Raw genomic sequence first — 19,170 nt, forward strand, 5'->3', positions numbered from 1 at the left:
AGCGGAAGACGAGGGTCGAACTCGCGACATTCAGCTTGGAAGGCTGACGCTCTACCAACTGAGCTACTTCCGCAATTTTGTTTCCAAAATTATTGGTAACGGTGTGCAAACTTAGAAAAATCTTCTGAGACCTGCAAGTTTTTTATTTGAATATAAACCGTGGGGAGAGCAGGATTCGAACCTACGAAGCCGAAGCAACTGAGTTACAGTCAGTCCCATTTAGCCACTCTGATCTCCCCGAGTTTATATTAAAATGAGCTTCCAGAGGGACTCGAACCCACGACCTGCTGATTACAAATCAGCTGCTCTAGCCAACTGAGCTATGGAAGCCTAAATAAAAAAAGAATTCAAAAGATCGCTGTTCCTTTTTTGCGTGTGCAAATATAGAACGGATTTTTTGAATTCTCAAACTTTTAGTATCTTTTTTTCAACTTTTTTATTAAGCCAGTTCTTTTTTCTTGATTAGCAGTTTCTTAGCTGTGTCTACGCACTGATCTAAACTTTCTTCAAATGTTGCGCAGGTCTTTTTCACAACAATATCGTCACCCGGAACAGCTAAAATAAGCTCTGTTGTTTTGTTTTCTCTGTCTGAAGCATTCTCTACTTTCAAAAAAACCTTGCAATCGTGAATCTTGTCATAGAAAGTAGCAAGCTTGTTTACTTTTTTTTCGATGTGATCTTCTAGTGGCTCGTGTGGTGTTAAACCAATTGACTGTACTGTGATCTTCATAATTCTTCTTTTTTTGCGGCTCGTGGATGAGCCAGATTAAACACTTTTTTTAGTTGCTCTATATTGGCATTCGTATAGACTTGAGTACTGGCAAGACTGGAATGGCCTAATATTTTTTTTACTTTTGAAATTTCTGCCCCATTATCTAAAACGTGTGTAGCAAAGCTGTGTCTTAAAATATGCGGGCTTTTTTTCTCTTTGGATGTTACAAGACTAAGGTACTTATTAACGGTAAGGTAAACAAATTTTTCGGTGAGTTTTTTACCGTTTTTATTGACGAAAAAATAACTGCCAAAGTTTTCTTTTGGTTTTCTGATATTTAAATAATCAGATAAAAGTTGGGTAAGTTTATCCGAAATGGGAATGTAACGTTCCTTGTTTCCTTTTCCTATGATCTTCAGCTCCTGTGCTCCTAAGTTTACATTTTCAAATATCAAGCCACAAAGTTCGGCTTTCCGTATGCCGGTTTGGTAAAGTATTTCGATGATGCAGTGTTCCAGCAGGTTGTCTGTTTCAAGAGAGATTTTCTCATCAAGATTTTTCATTTCATCACTTGAAATGGGAATTTGCTTTTCGGCATAAAACTTTAGCGAACTGATATTTTCTACAGGAGAGGTTGTAATTTCCTGAATCTTCAAAAAGAATTTATAGAAACTGCGCAGAGTGGAAACTTTTCTGTTGATACTCCTTTTCGCGATATTTTTTTCGCTGAGCTCTACAATGAAATTACGGATGATTTTTTTGTCTGCTTTTAAAAGATTTTCTGAACCTTCTGTGCGAATATAAAATTCATAAAAATCTTCCAGATCTTTTTTGTAGCTCGTTACGGTGTGTGGAGAATAGCGTTTTTCGAACGATATGTACTGAAGAAATTTGTCAATCATAAAAAGGGGTGAAAACAAAAAATTCACTCAATAAATATAACTATTTAAAGAATGAATTTAGTATGCGAGTTAAGAAAATTTCTTAAGCCTGCTCTTCTTTGCTAAGATTTACTTGCTTGTAAGCAGCTTTAAGTCTTGCCTGTCTTAAAGTTACAGACGGCTTAATGAAGGCCTGTCTTGATCTTAATTGACGAACAGTACCTGTTTTGTCAAATTTTCTCTTATATTTTTTAAGTGCTCTGTCGATAGACTCTCCGTCTTTTACTGGAATTATTAACATAAATTACATCTCATTTTGGATTGCAAAAATAGAAATTTATTATTGATTACCAAATTATTTCTAATTAAAAATTGATTTTATTTTAAATTCGTTTCAGATGTCTATTAAATTTAGCCTTCTATTAACCCCTAAACGTTATAATCTGATGAAATTCTCAAGATATTTTTAAGAAAGATAAATACGAATATTCGCCTTTGATTTTAACAGTAAAATCAACAGTTACTTTGTCATTCCGTAGGAAACCCAGCGAAGTGTTTCGAAGGAGTCAATCTAAAATGTTTTACTTAATCTATTGTTTACAATACTGACACTAAAATCAACAGTCAATCTGCCGTTCCGTAGGAAACCTAACGAAGTGTTTCGACGGAGTCAAACTAAACTGCTTTATCTCTATCATTTTTATGTTTCTTATGAAGTAACTATAAAATCAAGTTATAGCAAAGAGCTTATGCTCATAAAGTAATTGATTCAAAAAGTCTTTTTCAAATCAATTCTTTTGCCTGTTGTTCAAAGCTTTTTTAATATAAATAAAATGTAAACAAAAAATTGTATCTTTGCCTTCACTTAAACATGGGGTTGACTGGTTTCGACAGCAAGGTCAATGGGTAAGTAAGCATGCAGAGAACCGTAGCGCGATCTCTTAAATCCCTTGCTACAAAATTTTAACTGGCAACGAAGAGTTCGCTCTTGCAGCTTAATCCGAATAAAGTAAGATTCTAAGCGCTTTCCCGAAGATAGTAAGGAAGCAAGATGTCTCACAAATGCTCTGTTCTGCGGCGTTTGATTCTGAGATATAGTAATGCAGAAATAAGGTTTCGGAAGCTTCGGCTGAGACTCGAAAACCTCAGAAGATAAGCTGGAAGTTGGGTGTTTGCTCTCTGCCTCCAGTCTAAAACCAATAGTAAAATAAGCATGTAGAAATCTTATGTATTGCTTGTTTGGACGAGGGTTCGAATCCCTCCAACTCCACAACCCACGCAACAAAGCCACTTATCGCAAGTGGCTTTTTTATTGCTTATAGTCTTCGAAAACCACACTCAAAGTACTATTAATAAAGCTTTTTATATTTGTTTCGGTTTTATGTTGTTTGTATTTGTTGCTGTAATTAGTTACAAAATTTGCTACAAATACAAAACAAAACTATATTTGTAGTAAATAATTCTGATATGGCTTTATCATTTTTCCTTAGAGGAACAAAAGATGTAAAAAAAATTTATGCATCTGTAAGCTACCTGCAGCATTCCATTAAAATTATCCGACCTACTCCATTTAGTGTGGATGTTGAGAACTGGAACCAAGAAGAGAAAAGAATGATTCTTTCAAAATCTGAAAAAGCCTTGCCTCGATATGACACGAACAAAAAGATCAAGGAAAATAAGATCTCTGACTTTAATACTAAATTTATTGAATACGAAGATAGTCTTTTAGATTACCTTGACCAATTAAAAAAAGAAGATTCCCTTACAGAAACTAAAATAAATCAATTCTTTGATGCAGATAAGGAAAGGAAAAACACACCTACTGATTTTAAAGGTTTTGTAGACTATTACTGTGAAATGAACATAGGAATTAAAGATGGTACAAAAAAAGTTTACAAAAGAACCAGAAACTTAGTCATGGCATTTAATCCTAAATTTAGAATTCAGGACATTGATGATCGATTCAAAAAAGATTTTGGAAATTTCCTTGACCATAATAATTATCAAAGATCATATATCCGCAAAACATTAAGTAATATCAGAGATTTTTGGAAGTATGCTAAAAGAAAAAAGATAAAAGTTTCAGATGATCCTGAATGGTGGGAATTATCAAAAGATTTCCCCGATATAAACACTAATGATCCTGATGATCCATATTTAACGTGGAATGAGATCGAGTTATTAAAGAATATAGATTTACATACAGATTATTTAGATAATGCCAGAGACTGGCTTCTTATAAGCTGTTGGACTGCTCAGAGAGTTTCTGATCTCATGAAATTTAATTTTGAAAAGGTTGTGACTGATAGCAGCGGGGAAAAATATTTGAAAATTACGCAGGAAAAAACCAGTAAAGAGGTAACGATTCCATTATTTGCTGAAGTTGAAAGAATATTGAATAAGAGGAATGGAAACTTTCCCAGAAAAATAAGTGATCAGAAATACAATGAATACATCAAAGAAGTTTGTGAAAAAGCACAAATTAATGATATTGTGTTTGCGCCCAAGTACAGACAGCCGGTTATTGTCAATAATAAGAAGGTTTACAGAAAAATAGTAGGTCATTTCCCAAAACACGAAGTGATTACTTCGCATGTTGGCCGCAGAACATTTGTATCTCTATTTATAAATAATATTGATTTGGAATCTATAAGAAAGATCACCGGACATGGTCAAGATAAAATGATAGCTATTTACAATAAATTAAATTCTTTAGAAAGAGCTGAATTTACAAAGGCTAAATTTAAAGATGCAGGTTTTCAATAGTTTCTTAGTCGCGGAATCGCGGAAACGCGGAAAAACAATATAACATACTGTTAATCAGATTGTAATATTTCCGTATACTTCTCGGAATTAAAACGGAAAGCGCGGAAAACATTTATAAATTAAGAGACCCCATTTGTTAACTACGGGTGTATATTGTTTGGTTTTGTGTAATAAAAACCGTTTTTAAACACAATAATTATTCATGCAACAAAAAATAACGCATTAAAACTGTTGCAAAATAAATTGTAGTAAAGTAACTTTGCTATCAAATAATTAGGAAGCCTTACTTCAAGTAAAGCTTTAAGTAAAAAAAAGCCCGACCTAAGCCGAGCGGAACAATTTAAAAATTGCGTTAGCGTATATTGCCTTGTAAAATCTCACCCTCACAAGTCAATATAAAAAGCAAAAGTACAAGTTTTTTCGCAAAGTCAAGGTAGGATAATTGTTAAATCCAAACCAACCAAAAATGACTAAAGTACCTTTTGAGGAAATCCCAAGCATGTTACTTGTGATTAAAGAAACTCAACAATCAATTCAAAAACAGCTTGCCGATTGGCAAAATGCTGTATCTCAAAATCTTCAAACCACTCAAAAAGAGTTCCTCACAAATGAGGAAACAGCTAATTTTCTTTCCATTGACAGAACAACACTTTGGAAGTGGGAAAAAAAAGGCTTAATACTATCCTGCCAAATTGAAGGCAGAAAGTATTACAAGTACGAGGACATTCGAAATCTTCTCAATTCTACTCAGAGAAAGTCGTAATAAATTTTGCAAATCTTCAGATTTTATTGATAAATAGAATCTCATGGTTTGTTGTAACAATAATCAAAAACGACTAAAATGAGGGAAAACTTAAATTCTTTTGTATCTGAAATAAGAGATACACTTGAAAAAGACAGCTTTCCGACGGAAGTTTTCCGATGCAAAGTTATGCAGAGAATATTTTCTGAAACGCGAAAGAACTGTTATAATGCCGATTATTCCGCAGGATACATATTGCCTGCATTCGGAACGCAAATAGGCAATTCATGTAAGCTTAGAATAAAAAGTGGTTATGAAGAGTGCGCTATAATTTACAGTATAGTTGTGGGTAATTCCGGCTCTGGGAAATCCACTCCTTCTGGATTCGCTCAAAAACCTTTTTTCAAAAAAGACAAGCAAAACATTATAGAATACAATGAAAGGTTTATCATTTACGAGGAAAACCAAGCACTTAAAAAAAATGACAGATTAGATATTCCTAAGCCTAAACTTGTGAAGACTTTAATGTCTGATTTTACTATTGAATCCGTTGCTGTAAGGCACTTAGATAATCCGAATGGGTTGTGGATTCATGTTGATGAAATTCCGGGTTTATTTGGATCATTTGGAAAATATAGTCAAGGGCAAGGAAATGATCAGCAGGTGATCATGCAAATATTCAGTCAGCAAGCTATAAATAAAGATAGGGTTTCGGGTGGTGCCATTCTGATAGAAAAGCCACATGTGTGCATTTCTGGGGGGATTCAAACCAAAGTATTTGAGAAAATTTTCAAGTCACGAATCGACGATGGAATGATGGCTCGATTCTTAATCTTTAAACCAACAAATCAACACGTTCCAAAATTAACAGATGACGAAATGGATGTAAGTGTTAATGATGATTGGGCGCGTATAATGCATAATATAACCTACATAAATGGATCTCCAGAAAACCCCTTTATGTTTGAATATTCGGCTGAAGCATGGGAGAAGGTAAAGTTTTTTATAAATTCTCGTGAATTAAGCGATAACGAAGCAATAGCTTCTATCGATGCGAAACTAAATACTTATGTTCATCGATTAGCTTTGATTTTACATGTTGCTAATGGAGCCTATGATTGCAGTTTTCCAAAACAAATACCAGAATATGTAATTGATGATGTTATTCTGCTTTATAAATATTTTAGAAACAATGCAGTGGGTATGTTGGATAAAATGGAAATGGTCAAGCCGTACGATAAGCTTTCCGATGAAAAAAAGGAATTGTTCACGCTTTTGCCTGATTCATTCACAAGAGCTCAGGGTGTAGAGATAGCGGAAGGTAAGAAACTTCTTAAAAAAACTGCTGCCTATGCATTTTTTAAAAATAAAGAATTTTTTACTTCTGAGAAGATTCATGATGTGGAATTAATTAAGAAAATTGTTGATAATGGAAGCAGCAGTTTATAAAATAGTTTTGGATTGGAGCGCGAAAAAATTTCATTGCCCAGATTGCAATAAGCAAACTTTTGTAAAATTTAGAGACAGAGAATCCGGAGAATATTTAAGTTCAGAATATGGCAGGTGTGACAGAGAAATAAAATGCGGCTATTTTCTTCAGCCGGAAAGTGATAAAATACAATTGGCGCCAAGAAATAGTATATCTACTGTAAAGTATTACATACCGGATGAAATTTTAAATAGAACAATTAATAGTTATGATCAAAATACGTTCTACAAAGCAGCAATAAATAAAGGTATAGATTCTAAGAAACTTATTAATGCATTTAAAATTTTTAAGATTGGAACTTTAACGAAAGGCAACTATCAAGGCGCAATTTGTATTCCCGTTATTGATAGGTATGGATTGATTCATGCCGTACAATGTAAATTATTTGATGCAAATTTTCATACCGTATCTACATACTGGCTTCATTTAATATTAAAAAAAGCCTATAAAATAGAGCCTCAATGGCTGAAAAATTACTCTACCAATGAAAAGAATATTTCATGTTTGTTTGGTGAACACCAACTAACAAATGATAGAGAGAGTCCAGTAATAATTGTTGAATCTCCGAAAAATGCGATTTTAGGAAGTGTTTTAATGCCAGAGTACATTTGGTTAGCTTCAATGAGTTTAAGCATGCTGAAGGCTGAAAAGTTATCTGTATTGAAAGGCAGAAAAGTTATTTTAATTCCTGATACATCAGCAGATTCAAAAGCATTTGATATTTGGGAAATTGAAGCGGAAAAAGCCTCAAAACTTTATTCTACTAATTTTAAAGTTAGTCGAGTTCTGGAAGATAAAATTTCAGAGCAACAAAAAGCTGAAGGATATGATATTGCAGATTTTATCATTGATAACTTGCATTCAATTTCGGTAGATACAGAATCTAAACTACAGGAAAGCATGGACGAAACTCCGTCTGTCGATTATCAAAATAATACGGCTCCACAAAATGGTGGATTTATTACTAATCAAGACATTACGAAAATTGAAAGAGTTAAAGAAGGCTTGCAAATAGATTCGGCTGAATTATCAGAATTAGCAAAACTAATTATTCCAGAAAATGACAGCCGAACCCAAAGAGAATTACTTATTTCCTTGAATGAGCTTCAAGGATTCAGTAGTAATGATGGAAAAGATTTACTTCTGATAATGCAGATGAAGCAAATAATTGACTATTCAAAAGCAGGATATTATTTCCTTGCTGATTCAACACCATATTGATTTTTAAATAACAAACAATGACACAAGAACAATTTGACCCGAAAAATGTAATGAATAATCCCGAAGTAAGGGAAATGATTTTAAATCGATTATCTCCGTCAGAGAGAGAGGAATTGGTTAACGGAAAGACATCCAGTAGTGCAGTTATGTATAAACTGAATAAAGTTAAGAATGAAGTATTATCTGAGCTTTTTCCGGATAGATATTTTGATCCTTCCGATCTAAACGAAATGAATTAATAATAAATCGCCGGTGCTGAAATCACGGTACCGGCGTTCATCAATCTAAATATTGTTTAACCCTAAAAGAATATAAAAGCATGTACAGAAACGCATAAGGAGAAATCTTTATGATAAAAATGAAACAATGAACACAACAAGTCAGGGAGCCTTGCATTTTGGTGCGGGCATCGACTTAACACAATGGCGCAGGGATATTCAAACAATGCGTCGTGATATTTTGGGGCTTACCCGAGATACACAAAATCAAACTCGGAATATGGATTCTGCATTTAAGAATCTTTCTTTAGGAATTGCAGGGTATTTTTCAGTTGGAGCAATAAGAAGTTTTATTACCGAATTGATTAATGTTCGAGGTGAATTTCAAAAAACTGAAATTGCCTTTTCTACAATGCTTAGAAGTGAGGGGAAAGCAGCCGAACTCATGGGGCAAATGGTTGACCTCGCCGCAAACACTCCATTTAGTTTGCAGGAAGTTTCGGCAGGTGCTAAACAATTACTCGCATTCCAAATTCCCGCAAATCAGGTCGTTGACACTTTAACCCGTATGGGGAACATTGCTGCAGGTCTTGGCGTTCCTCTTTCAAGAATTAACCTCGTTTACGGTCAAGTAAAAGCCAAAGGCAAACTAATGGGAGACGATCTTCGTCAGTTTACGGAAGCAGGAATTCCCATGGTCGCCGAACTCGCTAAAAAATTCAATACAACTACCGGAGCGATCACAGAAATGGTTTCCGCTGGTAAAATCGGATTTAAAGATGTTCAAGATGTTCTTTTCAACATGACCAACGAGGGCGGAATGTTCTTTAATCTGATGGAAAAGCAATCTAAATCATTATCCGGACAAGTCTCGAATTTGGGTGACACATGGGATCAGATGCTAAACAAAATCGGTGAGGGTCAACAAGGTATTTTAACTGATGGAATTCAGGGCTTAACCTACTTGGTAGAACATTACGAAGATGTAGGAAAAGCAATCTTGACACTAATTGAAATTTATGGAGCTTATCGCGCAGCTTTAATTTTCACATCTGCACTACAAACACGAATTGCCGCGCCTGCAATAATTCAAGGTTTTGCAAATCTTATCAAAATGATCAGAGGCGCAACGGTGGCGCAAACCGCTTTAAATACCGCATCATTAGCAAATCCTTATGTTTTGTTGGGAACTGCCATTGTAGCCCTGATTGCGATCGTCTACAACTACAAAACTGAGTTAGGTGAACTGATCGGCATAATTGAAAAACAAAGCGTTGCCCAAAAGGCACAGCAGGCCGTAACAGAAGCTTATAATAATTCTTTCGGTAAAGGAGTTGCCGCAACTAAGGCGAACATATCTCAGTTAATTGCAATTATTCGAAATGAAAGTTCATCTTTAGAACAGAGAAAGCAGGCTTATGAAAGACTGATCGCAATAGATCCGGAATTCAGAGGAACCCTTGACGCTCAGTATAAATCAACTTTCAGGCTCGGAAATGCTTTAGAGTATGTTACTGGCAAAATTGATGCTTTTGCAATGGCTCAGGCAAAGGTGGCTGCTTCCAGAAAAGTTTTAGAAGAATCTTTCGAAGAATCTTTCAAAGCAGGAGGTTTAAAAACTCAGGTCATGGATGCCGATGAAGAGGCAAAGAAATGGCGAAAATTAGACGAAGAAGCGAGAAAGGCGGGAAAGGCCTCATTAGACTATAATAGAAAAGCTTTCGCAGCCGAACAGAAACGTGATGCTCTCGCTGAAAAATGGAGGGAGCAACAGAGTACAGCCAACAGTAAAACAGCGCTTTCAAATGCTATAATCCGGAATAATAACAAGGAAATTTCCCAAAAAGAAAAACAATTACAGTTACTTGAAAAAGAAATCAAGTTAGGGAAAATGAATGGTGAGGCGTTGCAACTCAAAAAGAAACAAGCTGATAAACTGAGATATGAATTATCTGGTTTTAAACCTGAAGTTATTCCCGAGGAAGAAATAGCACCTGCAACCGGCGCAAAAAAAGGAACTCAAAGATGGTATGAGGAAGAAGTCCAAAGGCTTGAGGAAGCTAATAAAAATCTTGTTCCACAAACTAAACAATGGATTGCGAATCATGCGCTTATTGAAAAATACAATAAGATAATCAATTACAACAAAGCAAAGCCGGATAACCGACAACTTGCGGAAATATTTCCTGATGGTAGCATCAAAAAATTAGAGCAGGATGCCCAGTTAATTACTGATGCACTTCAAAGGGTTGAAAATGGCGTTGTAAAGCTTAGAAAACTTGATAAGTACGGGAATGACAAGGATGATAAAGGCAATACTTTGTACACTGGCGAAAAAGTGACTAAAGAAGAAGCTATGCGCCGACTTGCCGAGATCAATGCTCGATTAGCTGCTAAAAGAAGGGAGATCGAGGTAAAAACCTTTGAAGAAGATATAATTGAGACAAAAAGACAGATTGAAGTAAAGGATAAATTATTGAAATCCGGATACAGTAAAGAAACGACTGATGAAATGTTTCCCAAAGTTAAAGATCTCACTTTTCTTCAATATTTGAACAATCTTGGTAAATCATTGGAAACAGTAAAAGGGATTGATGCAGCCGAAAATTTAATAAAACTTAAAAGTGTTCTTGCTGATTACACTGGTGAAGCAACTTTCATCGATAAAATTAATAAACAAATCGATGAATTTAAAGTAAAATTCAAGGGTGATGAACTTTTCGAAAAGTTGGAAGTTTTTAAAAATGCAAATGAAGAAGGAACCACGGGCGATGAACTAAATTCAAAAAATATCCTGGTTAAAAAGGCTCAGGATGAAGAGCTGGAAAGACAGAAAACAGCATACAGAAATTTACTTGATCAAAACACTGCATTTGCTCAAAAAAAGATTCAAATTGAGAAAGAAACTGCTGATGCAATCAAAAAAATAAATGCTGATGTTAATCTTACACCGGATCAGAAGAAGTTTACCGCTGGATCAGTAGATAGAAAATCGAAAGAAGAAATTTCACAGCTTGCAGTTGATGAATTGACACAATCACAAGCATGGATGTCTTTGTATGGCAATATTGAGGAACTGACGGCGTATCAGATGGATATTTTGCTCAAAGAACTTGAAGCAAAGCAGGGAAGCCTTTCGAAATTATTAACACCCGTTGATTTCAAGATTCTTTTGAAAAATTTCCGTGATGTGAAAGATAGGATTTCGGAAGAAAACCCATTTTTAGGACTTTTTAATTCGTTGCAGGATTTGTTTACGTCTTTCGGTGAAAAATCAGAAGTAGCAGGAGAGGAAAGTTATAATGCATTTGAAAAAGCATCTAAAGGTATTAAATCAACCAGTAAAGCGGCAAAGGGAATACTTGATACATTAAGCCCAATTAGGGAATATCTTAGCGATGCTGCAAATGATGCTATTGATTTTATTGGGCAAGTTGCTACTGTTGGAATCGCAAGTATGGAGGTTATAGGCCAGACAGCAAAATTAGTTAATACCACAATTACAAAAGCTACATTTTCGAACTGGATCACGGCTTTAATTCAGATAATTTATACAGCCATCAAAGCTATTATTTCCCTCTTTTCTTGGATTGCTGGAAACAAAACAAAAAAGATTAATCGAGAAATTAAATCTTGGCAGGCGGCGGTTGATGATTTGAAAACTTCTTATGAGGAATTACAGACAGTGATTGAGAAAACAGCCGGAGAGGCTCAATTATCAATGCAGCGCGGATTAATTCAGAATCTGCAGGAACAGCAAAAGATACTTGAGCAAATGAGAGCTGCTGAATCGAAAAAGAAAAAAGCAGATCAGCAAAAAATTGCAACTTACACAAACGACATTCGGGAAATTAATAATCAAATCCAGCAATTAGCGGATGATTTTAAAGCTTCTGTACTTACAACTGATTTTAAAGATTTGGCTGACAACTTAGCGACTGCATTAATCGAGGCTTTTGGTAAAGGTGAAGATGCCGCATTGTCCTTTGAAAAAGTTGCTGATGAGGTTATGAAAAATGCTGTTGTAAATGCATTGAAAATAAAATTCATTCAACCGGTAGCTGAAGAGTTTGTAGATAAACTTTATGCTTCAATGGGATTTGGTGGAACCGGAGGGGCAACAGCTAATCAATCAGCTTTAAAGCAACAATACGAAGCAGCTATTGCTGATCTGGATGCAAAGCTAAAAAATGCAAATTCGTTAAATGCTGTCGCTTTAAATTCTACAAAAACATATTATCAGGAATTATTAAAAAAATTAAACGCTGATATTGCGGCAAATGCAATGTCTGGGGCTTTCGATGGTTTAAGTCAAGAGGAAATTGATTTACTTAAAAATGATTACAAGAACGACCCTCGAATTCAAGGCTTCTTAGATGGTATAAAAAATATCAATGAACTATTTGATACAACCTTTGAAGCAGCAGAAGGAATGAAGGGAGGTTTTAAAGGAATTACTGAAAAGACAGCCGGAGCATTGGAAGCGCAGTTTAATGCAGTCAGAATAAATATAGGTGCCATTTTCCAATTAATGAAAAAGAATCACATTGTCGGAAATGCTCAAACTGTTTTGCTTTCCCAGATTGAGGTTAACACAAGGAATCTTCATCAGATTAGAAAAGATATTTCAGAGCTAAACCAGAAAACCAAGGGGAAATTAGCCGGGTTACCTTAAAAATAAATATTAACAATTACTAACAAAATTTACAAAATATAGGTTCATATTTTGAAACATTGTATTCCCGACTTTTTTTCATGAGGTCGGGATTTTTATTGTAAATTACAGCCTAAAAATTTTTATATGAGAACAGAAATTCAAACTTATTTTCAAATTGAAAAAGATTTAAAATTAGACTTTCCTGATATGTCTGATTATGAAAGGTTATCTTTGGCAGTACAGATTCAAAGAAATCAACTTATTGAGAATGGTCTTAACGTTAGCACAGACGACAGTCATCCATCAGCACTTGAAGCTATTGCTATATCATTGGGCTTTAATGAATCTAATGAAGATGTAGGAGTTGGAAGAACTTTAAAGGAAATGTTAGAGGTTCAGAGAATGAACACTACAGATTAAAAGAAAGCCTCATAATTTTGAGGCTTTACTTATTTCTTTTCATGATATTTTACGGTTGCACCTTTAGGTGGCTCGCCTGTACCTTTAGCAGTGTAAAATTCCATGTATCCACACTCATTACAAAAATACATAAATGCAGGTGTACTGGTTTTTAGAAAATCTATAAAACCATCATTGATTTCAATATTTGGCAATGCTATCAGTTGTTCGGCTTCTAATGGCTGATCAGGATGGTTCACGCAAACTAATTGACCTTGTTCATTTTTTGGCATAATAAATTCTTTTTAGTGTTAGATCACATAGATAAGAATAATTTTTCTTTTGGCAAATAGGAAAAATTAAATTCCGTATTTATACGGATAATAAGTTAAGAAAATGAAGCCCTAATTAAGAGGATATTTTTATTTTATTCCTAAGTTTATTAATTGTTCAAATTCTTTAGCTTGTTCAATAGATGATATTGTTGCTACATTGCCAGTAATTATTTCATCGATATTGTTTAAAATTTTTGTTTCTAAAAGTCCAATTGTAGTGCTTAAAGAACCATTTTCCTTGCATTTAATAATAAATTCATACTCATCTGTACTTAAATAATCCTTAAGTAGATTCATTGTAGGTTTATCGTAATGCCAATGGACTAACTGTTCATTAATAACACATTTTTCAACAAACATTATCAATCTACTATAAAATATATTTGCTACAAGAATGCTTTTATGTAATTTTTTTCCTAAAAATGGACGATGATATGTTAGTTTTTTTTGCAAAGTTTTATAATAGTCAAAGAAAGTGCTTTTTTGCATTTCTTTTAACTCAAGAAGAAGTTGTTCTCTCTCACTTATTTGCTTTGACGATTTGTATAAATCATTTATTTCATCTTCAGTTAAGACATTATAAATTATAGATATGGTATAGGGAAATTCAAAATTAAATTGCGTTATTAACTGCCAAACTTCTTCGATTGCTAAAATTCTTTTTTCTTGACTATAACCGTATGTAGATTTCTGAACATCTATCATATTATTAATGAATGAAGATTTTTCAGAAAGCTGATTTTCAAGAGTTTTTAGTTTAGATTCCGTTTTAAATCTAAATTTTTCACTTTTATTATTAATAACTAACTGACCAATTAAATAAGCTACTCCAGATATTATGACACTTGTACCTCCTGCCCAACCAACTACTTGTTGTAAAGTTAAATCCATAATTATAGTTTTCGCAAATATAATAAAAAGCCTTCTCAAAAAGCCAAACTACAATGTAACTAAATACTTTCTGAAACTTCCATTATAAGCCAACTGCTGATCAGAAATTGCGACATTGCGCCAATACAGATAATTCTCAGCTTTGTATTTTTCATCATCCTTCCTGACTATTGGTTCTTTCAAGTAAATTAAAAGGTTAATAAAGACGTTTGCGAGGTTCGGAAATCTCTGAGCATCCGTTCGCTTCAAAAGTTTCTCAATACGGTAAGAAAGCCTTTGAAATATGTGTGAGAGATAAGAATCATTGTAGAAGTGGAAACAGTAATATCTCAAATCCTTTTGTTCGGTGCCGAAAATCACATCTTCAACATATCCCATAAAAGTAGGCGTGAGAATTAAGAAGTCTGCTTCCATGTTTTTTGTGAGACGTTCGTATTCGGTGTATTCATTTCATCAATTTTTACTACTAAAATTTCTCGGCTCGTATTTTCAGCTCTATAAAATAAGTATTGGTCGTTATAGTACAATAAAAATGATGTTGGATATTTTTCTCGCACTTTTTCAGTTGTTATTTTAACATTTCTTATTTCCTCATTTGGGTCAACACTCATTAGAGCATCTATTCCTATTACAGATACAAGAAGAAGTAAATATAATAAACCCTTCATCACTAGATCTTTATTTAGGATTAAAGAAGTGTAAATAAAAATCAATACAAATATGTACATGATTGCATAAGCATAATTTTCCAGAATAAAATGCTTAGCAAAAGCAAATAGCCCAAATCCAACTATAGTTGCAACCCATTCTATGATTAGTAAGTAAATATTTTTCTTAATAAATCTATCTGCAGCCAATTTATATAATGTCGAGCAAAATACTAAGAAAGCAAAAACAGCCGTTAATACAATCCCATCTGAAATCAATTGAGAAACCGAGAAGAAGGTTAAAACATTTCTATTTAAAATTAGCAATATTAATGATTGTTTTAATCCTGCAAAAATTGTTGGAAGCAAAATAAAAAATGAAGAATATTCTTTAAAAAATTGAATGTCTCTATTGCTGTTGATTTTTTCGTACAATGTCATGATCTATTAGTTTTCTTGTCGAATTTACAAAAGATTAATCATTCAATAGTTACGTTTTTTATCTCAACACTAAACTCTTGCAGTATTTCTAAAATATTTTGTTTTTATCTTGGCGTGAATTTCCTTCCTTGTACTCCTTTCAATTTGTTGCTGATTATTAGTCAGGGTACTGTTGCCTTTATTAAGTTTGTCGGCAATATTAGGAACTAAAAACCATGTGTGAAGCCTGAAAACAATTCTCAACATACGCGATCGGAATTTTAAATCTTGGATCTGGAATTTCAGTTTTGGTAGAAGTGGATTTCATTAGTGGCACCAGAGCTGTTGAAAGTATAGTTTTAAAAAGACTTTATCCGAAAAGGTCTTGTTATGATTTTGAAAAGTGGGATGATAAGTTTTAAGATAATATGTATATTTGTCCGGTATGAATGACTATAAAATTCGAACAGCTATAAAAAATATAGAATTCATTAATCATTTCTCAGAGCCAGATACAAAGGTTATTGATGAGATGGGATTAAATTTAGGAAGTTCTATAATAGATATCGCGGTAATAAATGGTACAATGGTGGGATATGAAATTAAATCTGATCATGATACCCTTAATAGACTTGCCGGACAGATATTAGAATATAACAAAGTTTTCGATTTTTTAAATATTGTAACATCGAAAAAATTTGCTTCTTCAATTAAAGAACATGTACCGCAATGGTGGGGTATTATAGAAGTTGAAGAAAAGGACAGCGAAATTAAAATCCATCAAAGACGTAAGGCTAGAATTAATAAAAGCGTATCATCATTTTCTCTCCTACAGTTGTTGTGGAAAGAAGAATTAGGAATAATGATCGATAGATATGCTCTTCCGAGATCATTAAAATATAAGTCCAAAAAAACTATCTGGACTTATATTTCTGAAGTATTAGATATTGATATTATAAAAAATGATGTTAGATCTTTTTTAAAATTACGAACTAGTTGGAAATCTGTTTAACAACAAAGGTTATGTGATGATTTGTTCCTATTTGTCGCCAAGTAGTTGAGTTTCCTGGTCCCCCAATATCATTTGCCTTGTCCTTTATCTGTTTATCTCCCCATGAAAAAAATTCGCCACTAAAAATGCCACTGTTTAAGATATTTCGACTTAGTTCATAATATTGTTCTGAACCGTGTTTTTTAATCGACGCACCTTTAAAAATATACCAAGTGTTTTCATCTGTATATCTTATAGAAGCACCTATTGTCATCAATCTAGGATCCATTCCTTCTATATCAGGATTTGAAATGACATAATCTGAAAACTTCGGCATTCGAGTTAGTTTGTCTGCCTGCAGCTCGAAATACCTATACAACACAACTTCTATTCTATCAATTTGTGTTGTAGAATTAGTTTTACAGCTACTAAGATTCATAGGAAAACTTGTAGAAGCAAAATAAAAATCTTTAAATTGATTTAAATTGTTAATTGAATTGATTAATGCCTTTGATGATACTTGGGCCATGTGAATATTCTGTGGAAGTAGATAATTCATATCTAACAATAATATCACGTTTGATAATTTGCAACCCACACTTTCTAGTATTCTTTTAATCTGATCATTGATGTCAAATTCCTCTTGGTCTTCAAAATTCACCCTTATGCAGATATTTTCTTGATAAACTAACTGCTGCAAAATATCATCTGATGTATTGATATGAATAACTGGTATTGGAGAATATTCCTCTTCTATGAGACCATCCATCAAAGCATTTATTGTTAATTTATTTCCGTTAAATCTTTCATCTAAATTATTAGTATCTAGAAGAATTGCGTCACTACTATCCCAAACACTTACAATACTTTTTACCGTTGATGCTATCTGTTTTTCTATTGTTGAATTTTCTCTATCATTGACATAATCCCAAGGAACAGAAGGAACTTCAATTAATGGTAGAATTAAAGATTTTACATCTATTCCAAGTGTTTTTAATGCATCGAATTCTCTTTTTTGCCTTTTAAAATAGGCATGTAAATTTTGTTTTCCATAATAAATGTTTTAAATATGCCAATGTATAATTACTTACTAATATTTTAATCAGTATAAATACGGAACTTTTTAATACACTCGCAAAATGGAAATCACTGGAATAGTTTTAAAGATAAAAAAGCGTCATACAAGGATAATGATGGAGGACGGTGCTGAAGTAGATCTCGTTTATAGAAAAAGTGATAACTACATTGTGAGCCATTTAAAAAAGGGAGATAAATTTAGAGGAACTGTTAAGTTCAATTCTTGTAAAATAGGAGATAGCAGATTTGTGATTTTCGATCTGTTTATAGTTCATGAGCCAGATCCAGAGAGGTTGCCGGAACCTTTCGGAAAAGCTTCAAAAAGCGGTGAATAAATTTTGGTACAATTTGTATCAAAAAATATTTGGCTATCGATACAGATTGTTTCAGATTTGCAAAATGAACATTTTATTATGCGATGAGGTTTTACATACCCGCAATTCCGTGCATCTAAAATGTACCTAAAAAAATGTACAACTAAACCAACATGTTAATTTCCTGCATAAAAATTAAACTGATAATTTGATTTTATCGATATACCGTTTTGTTATGTCGCTTGATTTACAGTAAGTTAAGAGTGTAGAATCTGAGGTTCTCCACAGTTACAAATGAACCTTTTGAACTTAAATGAACCTTTGCAATTTCGCAAAGCTACTATAAATAAAGGCTTTCGGATTATAAAGGTTCAGAAGTTCAAAAAGACCAATATTTATAAATAGGCATGCTCAAAATTGAGCAGGGGTATAATGTCGCCAAAAACGATATTATACTTTATCCTAAATTTCGGATAAACCCAATCGATTAGGACTGCACAAAATTGTGCAATCTTAATGTGAGTTCAAATCACATTTAAATACGGTTAAAAACCGTTTTATAGTTTTTGCCATTTTGGGCAATAACTCAATAGTGGTAAAATCCCACTTTTAAATATTTACATAACAAATGATATGTATTTCATTATCTCCACAATTTGGTAAAAAAGTTAATAATCAGTATATTATGAAAATAAAAAATCCCTTCTCGATTGAAAAAGGATTTTAAAAGTGGTTTAAAACCACTTTGATTATTGATAGCGATTCAAGTATGATTCTGGGTATTGGTATAAATCCAGATATAAATCTCTAAATTGTACGCCTGCATAATGCCCTAAACCATGGTCTTTAAACATTAATAGGCCTGCACCCTGATAGTCTATATCTGAGCCTTCCCAAGCTTCATGCATACCGAATTCATGTTTAAAAGGGAATTCCTGATCTGAATTATAGAAACCTAATGGGTAGAAAGTCACGTAATTATTTCTACCTTCATATTCCGGCTCCCAACCTTCATTTAATACTTTTGTAATTATTATCAATTTGTACATTGCAACCAGTCTTATTTGCATTGATGACGGCAATATTGAATAATCTGGTACGACGTCTGGTATTTTCAATATTGAGCATGCATCTTTGAAAGTTCTCACTTTTTTGCATATCTCTGTGCATCCACATGTTGAACAATTCCAAATATCTAAAAAATCTTTAGAAATTTGTCGGATAATTAAATTATGATTTTTTACCAACTGGTTAAACTTTACTTTCGACGTGGTGAAAATGTCGCCCAAATCACCTTTTAAAGTTTCGATTAGTGCAGCACTTAATTTTTTATTGTAAGGGGTAGTAACTCTAATACCTTTACAATCCGGGCAATATCCTATTAAAAAATTCATACTGATTATTTTATGG

Annotated in this window: 19 protein-coding genes, 3 tRNA genes and 1 other RNA gene; 10 read left to right on the plus strand and 13 right to left on the minus strand. The window is 33.4% G+C overall.

Annotated features, from left to right (window positions below; all coding sequences use genetic code 11):
- The 6 genes from ASG31_RS05135 to rpsU all read right to left on the minus strand — a co-directional run bounded on the left by ASG31_RS05135 (nucleotide 1) and on the right by rpsU (nucleotide 1,894).
- Nucleotides 1-73, minus strand: a tRNA-Gly gene (locus ASG31_RS05135).
- 87 nt (nucleotides 74-160) lie between these two features.
- Nucleotides 161-239, minus strand: a tRNA-Tyr gene (locus ASG31_RS05140).
- 17 nt (nucleotides 240-256) lie between these two features.
- A tRNA-Thr gene (locus ASG31_RS05145) sits at nucleotides 257-330 on the minus strand.
- Nucleotides 331-439: 109 nt separating this feature from the next.
- Nucleotides 440-730 (minus strand): HPF/RaiA family ribosome-associated protein, encoded by a 291-nt coding sequence (locus tag ASG31_RS05150; RefSeq protein ID WP_056028869.1) that lies wholly within the window; start codon nucleotides 728-730, stop codon nucleotides 440-442.
- A complete protein-coding gene (locus tag ASG31_RS05155; protein WP_056028871.1) occupies nucleotides 727-1,614 on the minus strand; it encodes a tyrosine-type recombinase/integrase in 888 nt (295 codons plus the stop codon). The genes ASG31_RS05150 and ASG31_RS05155 overlap by 4 nt, the downstream gene beginning before the upstream one ends.
- An 82-nt stretch (nucleotides 1,615-1,696) precedes the next feature.
- Complete coding sequence (gene rpsU, locus ASG31_RS05160) at nucleotides 1,697-1,894, minus strand: 30S ribosomal protein S21 (RefSeq protein WP_056028873.1); 198 nt, start codon at nucleotides 1,892-1,894, stop codon at nucleotides 1,697-1,699.
- A 572-nt stretch (nucleotides 1,895-2,466) separates the two neighbouring features.
- On the opposite strand from rpsU, the gene ssrA reads away from it, so the two are divergent.
- From ssrA to ASG31_RS05195, 8 genes are all read left to right on the plus strand, one after another.
- Nucleotides 2,467-2,866: a transfer-messenger RNA gene (gene ssrA, locus ASG31_RS18180) on the plus strand.
- Between the two features lie 194 nt (nucleotides 2,867-3,060).
- Nucleotides 3,061-4,359 carry a site-specific integrase gene (locus tag ASG31_RS05165; RefSeq protein ID WP_056028875.1) on the plus strand — a complete coding sequence of 433 codons (1,299 nt, stop codon included), beginning with the start codon at nucleotides 3,061-3,063 and terminating at the stop codon, nucleotides 4,357-4,359.
- 466 nt (nucleotides 4,360-4,825) lie between these two features.
- Entirely contained in the window at nucleotides 4,826-5,122 is a 297-nt protein-coding gene (locus ASG31_RS05170) for a helix-turn-helix domain-containing protein (RefSeq protein WP_131725500.1), read from the plus strand.
- 78 nt (nucleotides 5,123-5,200) lie between these two features.
- Nucleotides 5,201-6,550 carry a DUF3987 domain-containing protein gene (locus ASG31_RS05175; protein WP_056028880.1) on the plus strand — a complete coding sequence of 450 codons (1,350 nt, stop codon included), beginning with the start codon at nucleotides 5,201-5,203 and terminating at the stop codon, nucleotides 6,548-6,550.
- A complete protein-coding gene (locus tag ASG31_RS05180) occupies nucleotides 6,531-7,811 on the plus strand; it encodes a DUF6371 domain-containing protein (RefSeq protein WP_056028882.1) in 1,281 nt (426 codons plus the stop codon). Before ASG31_RS05175 ends, ASG31_RS05180 begins: the two co-directional genes overlap by 20 nt.
- A gap of 17 nt (nucleotides 7,812-7,828) precedes the next feature.
- A complete protein-coding gene (locus ASG31_RS05185; RefSeq protein ID WP_056028884.1) occupies nucleotides 7,829-8,050 on the plus strand; it encodes a hypothetical protein in 222 nt (73 codons plus the stop codon).
- A 127-nt stretch (nucleotides 8,051-8,177) separates the two neighbouring features.
- Nucleotides 8,178-12,704, plus strand: coding sequence for a tape measure protein (locus ASG31_RS05190; RefSeq protein WP_082504482.1), 4,527 nt, complete (start codon nucleotides 8,178-8,180; stop codon nucleotides 12,702-12,704).
- 126 nt (nucleotides 12,705-12,830) lie between these two features.
- On the plus strand, nucleotides 12,831-13,106 hold the full coding sequence (locus ASG31_RS05195; RefSeq protein WP_056028888.1) for a hypothetical protein: 276 nt from the start codon (nucleotides 12,831-12,833) through the stop codon (nucleotides 13,104-13,106).
- A 29-nt stretch (nucleotides 13,107-13,135) separates the two neighbouring features.
- Here ASG31_RS05195 and ASG31_RS05200 read toward each other — a convergent pair whose 3' ends face one another.
- From ASG31_RS05200 to ASG31_RS18520, 5 genes are all read right to left on the minus strand, one after another.
- Nucleotides 13,136-13,378, minus strand: a complete 243-nt coding sequence (locus ASG31_RS05200; RefSeq protein ID WP_056028890.1) for a hypothetical protein — start codon at nucleotides 13,376-13,378, stop codon at nucleotides 13,136-13,138.
- Between the two features lie 129 nt (nucleotides 13,379-13,507).
- Nucleotides 13,508-14,311, minus strand: coding sequence for a hypothetical protein (locus ASG31_RS05205; RefSeq protein WP_056028892.1), 804 nt, complete (start codon nucleotides 14,309-14,311; stop codon nucleotides 13,508-13,510).
- A gap of 48 nt (nucleotides 14,312-14,359) precedes the next feature.
- A complete protein-coding gene (locus ASG31_RS05210; RefSeq protein WP_131725501.1) occupies nucleotides 14,360-14,725 on the minus strand; it encodes a hypothetical protein in 366 nt (121 codons plus the stop codon).
- Nucleotides 14,707-15,399 (minus strand): hypothetical protein, encoded by a 693-nt coding sequence (locus ASG31_RS05215; protein ID WP_056028896.1) that lies wholly within the window; start codon nucleotides 15,397-15,399, stop codon nucleotides 14,707-14,709. Before ASG31_RS05215 ends, ASG31_RS05210 begins: the two co-directional genes overlap by 19 nt.
- 69 nt (nucleotides 15,400-15,468) lie before the next feature.
- Complete coding sequence (locus ASG31_RS18520; protein WP_157844444.1) at nucleotides 15,469-15,645, minus strand: hypothetical protein; 177 nt, start codon at nucleotides 15,643-15,645, stop codon at nucleotides 15,469-15,471.
- 178 nt (nucleotides 15,646-15,823) lie between these two features.
- Here ASG31_RS18520 and ASG31_RS05220 point away from each other — a divergent pair, with 178 nt between their 5' ends.
- Nucleotides 15,824-16,390 carry a sce7726 family protein gene (locus ASG31_RS05220; protein ID WP_056028898.1) on the plus strand — a complete coding sequence of 189 codons (567 nt, stop codon included), beginning with the start codon at nucleotides 15,824-15,826 and terminating at the stop codon, nucleotides 16,388-16,390.
- Here ASG31_RS05220 and ASG31_RS05225 read toward each other — a convergent pair.
- Nucleotides 16,371-17,429 carry a beta family protein gene (locus ASG31_RS05225; RefSeq protein WP_082504484.1) on the minus strand — a complete coding sequence of 353 codons (1,059 nt, stop codon included), beginning with the start codon at nucleotides 17,427-17,429 and terminating at the stop codon, nucleotides 16,371-16,373. The two genes, ASG31_RS05220 and ASG31_RS05225, sit on opposite strands and share 20 nt — an antisense overlap.
- 79 nt (nucleotides 17,430-17,508) lie before the next feature.
- Between ASG31_RS05225 and ASG31_RS05230 the strand changes: the two genes are divergently transcribed.
- Entirely contained in the window at nucleotides 17,509-17,781 is a 273-nt protein-coding gene (locus tag ASG31_RS05230; protein WP_056028902.1) for a hypothetical protein, read from the plus strand.
- 728 nt (nucleotides 17,782-18,509) lie between these two features.
- On the opposite strand, the gene ASG31_RS05235 is transcribed toward ASG31_RS05230, so the two are convergent.
- Nucleotides 18,510-19,154 carry a hypothetical protein gene (locus tag ASG31_RS05235; protein WP_131725502.1) on the minus strand — a complete coding sequence of 215 codons (645 nt, stop codon included), beginning with the start codon at nucleotides 19,152-19,154 and terminating at the stop codon, nucleotides 18,510-18,512.
- Nucleotides 19,155-19,170 lie beyond the last annotated feature (16 nt).

It is taken from the genome of Chryseobacterium sp. Leaf404, from assembly GCF_001424145.1.
GTDB lineage: Bacteria > Bacteroidota > Bacteroidia > Flavobacteriales > Weeksellaceae > Chryseobacterium.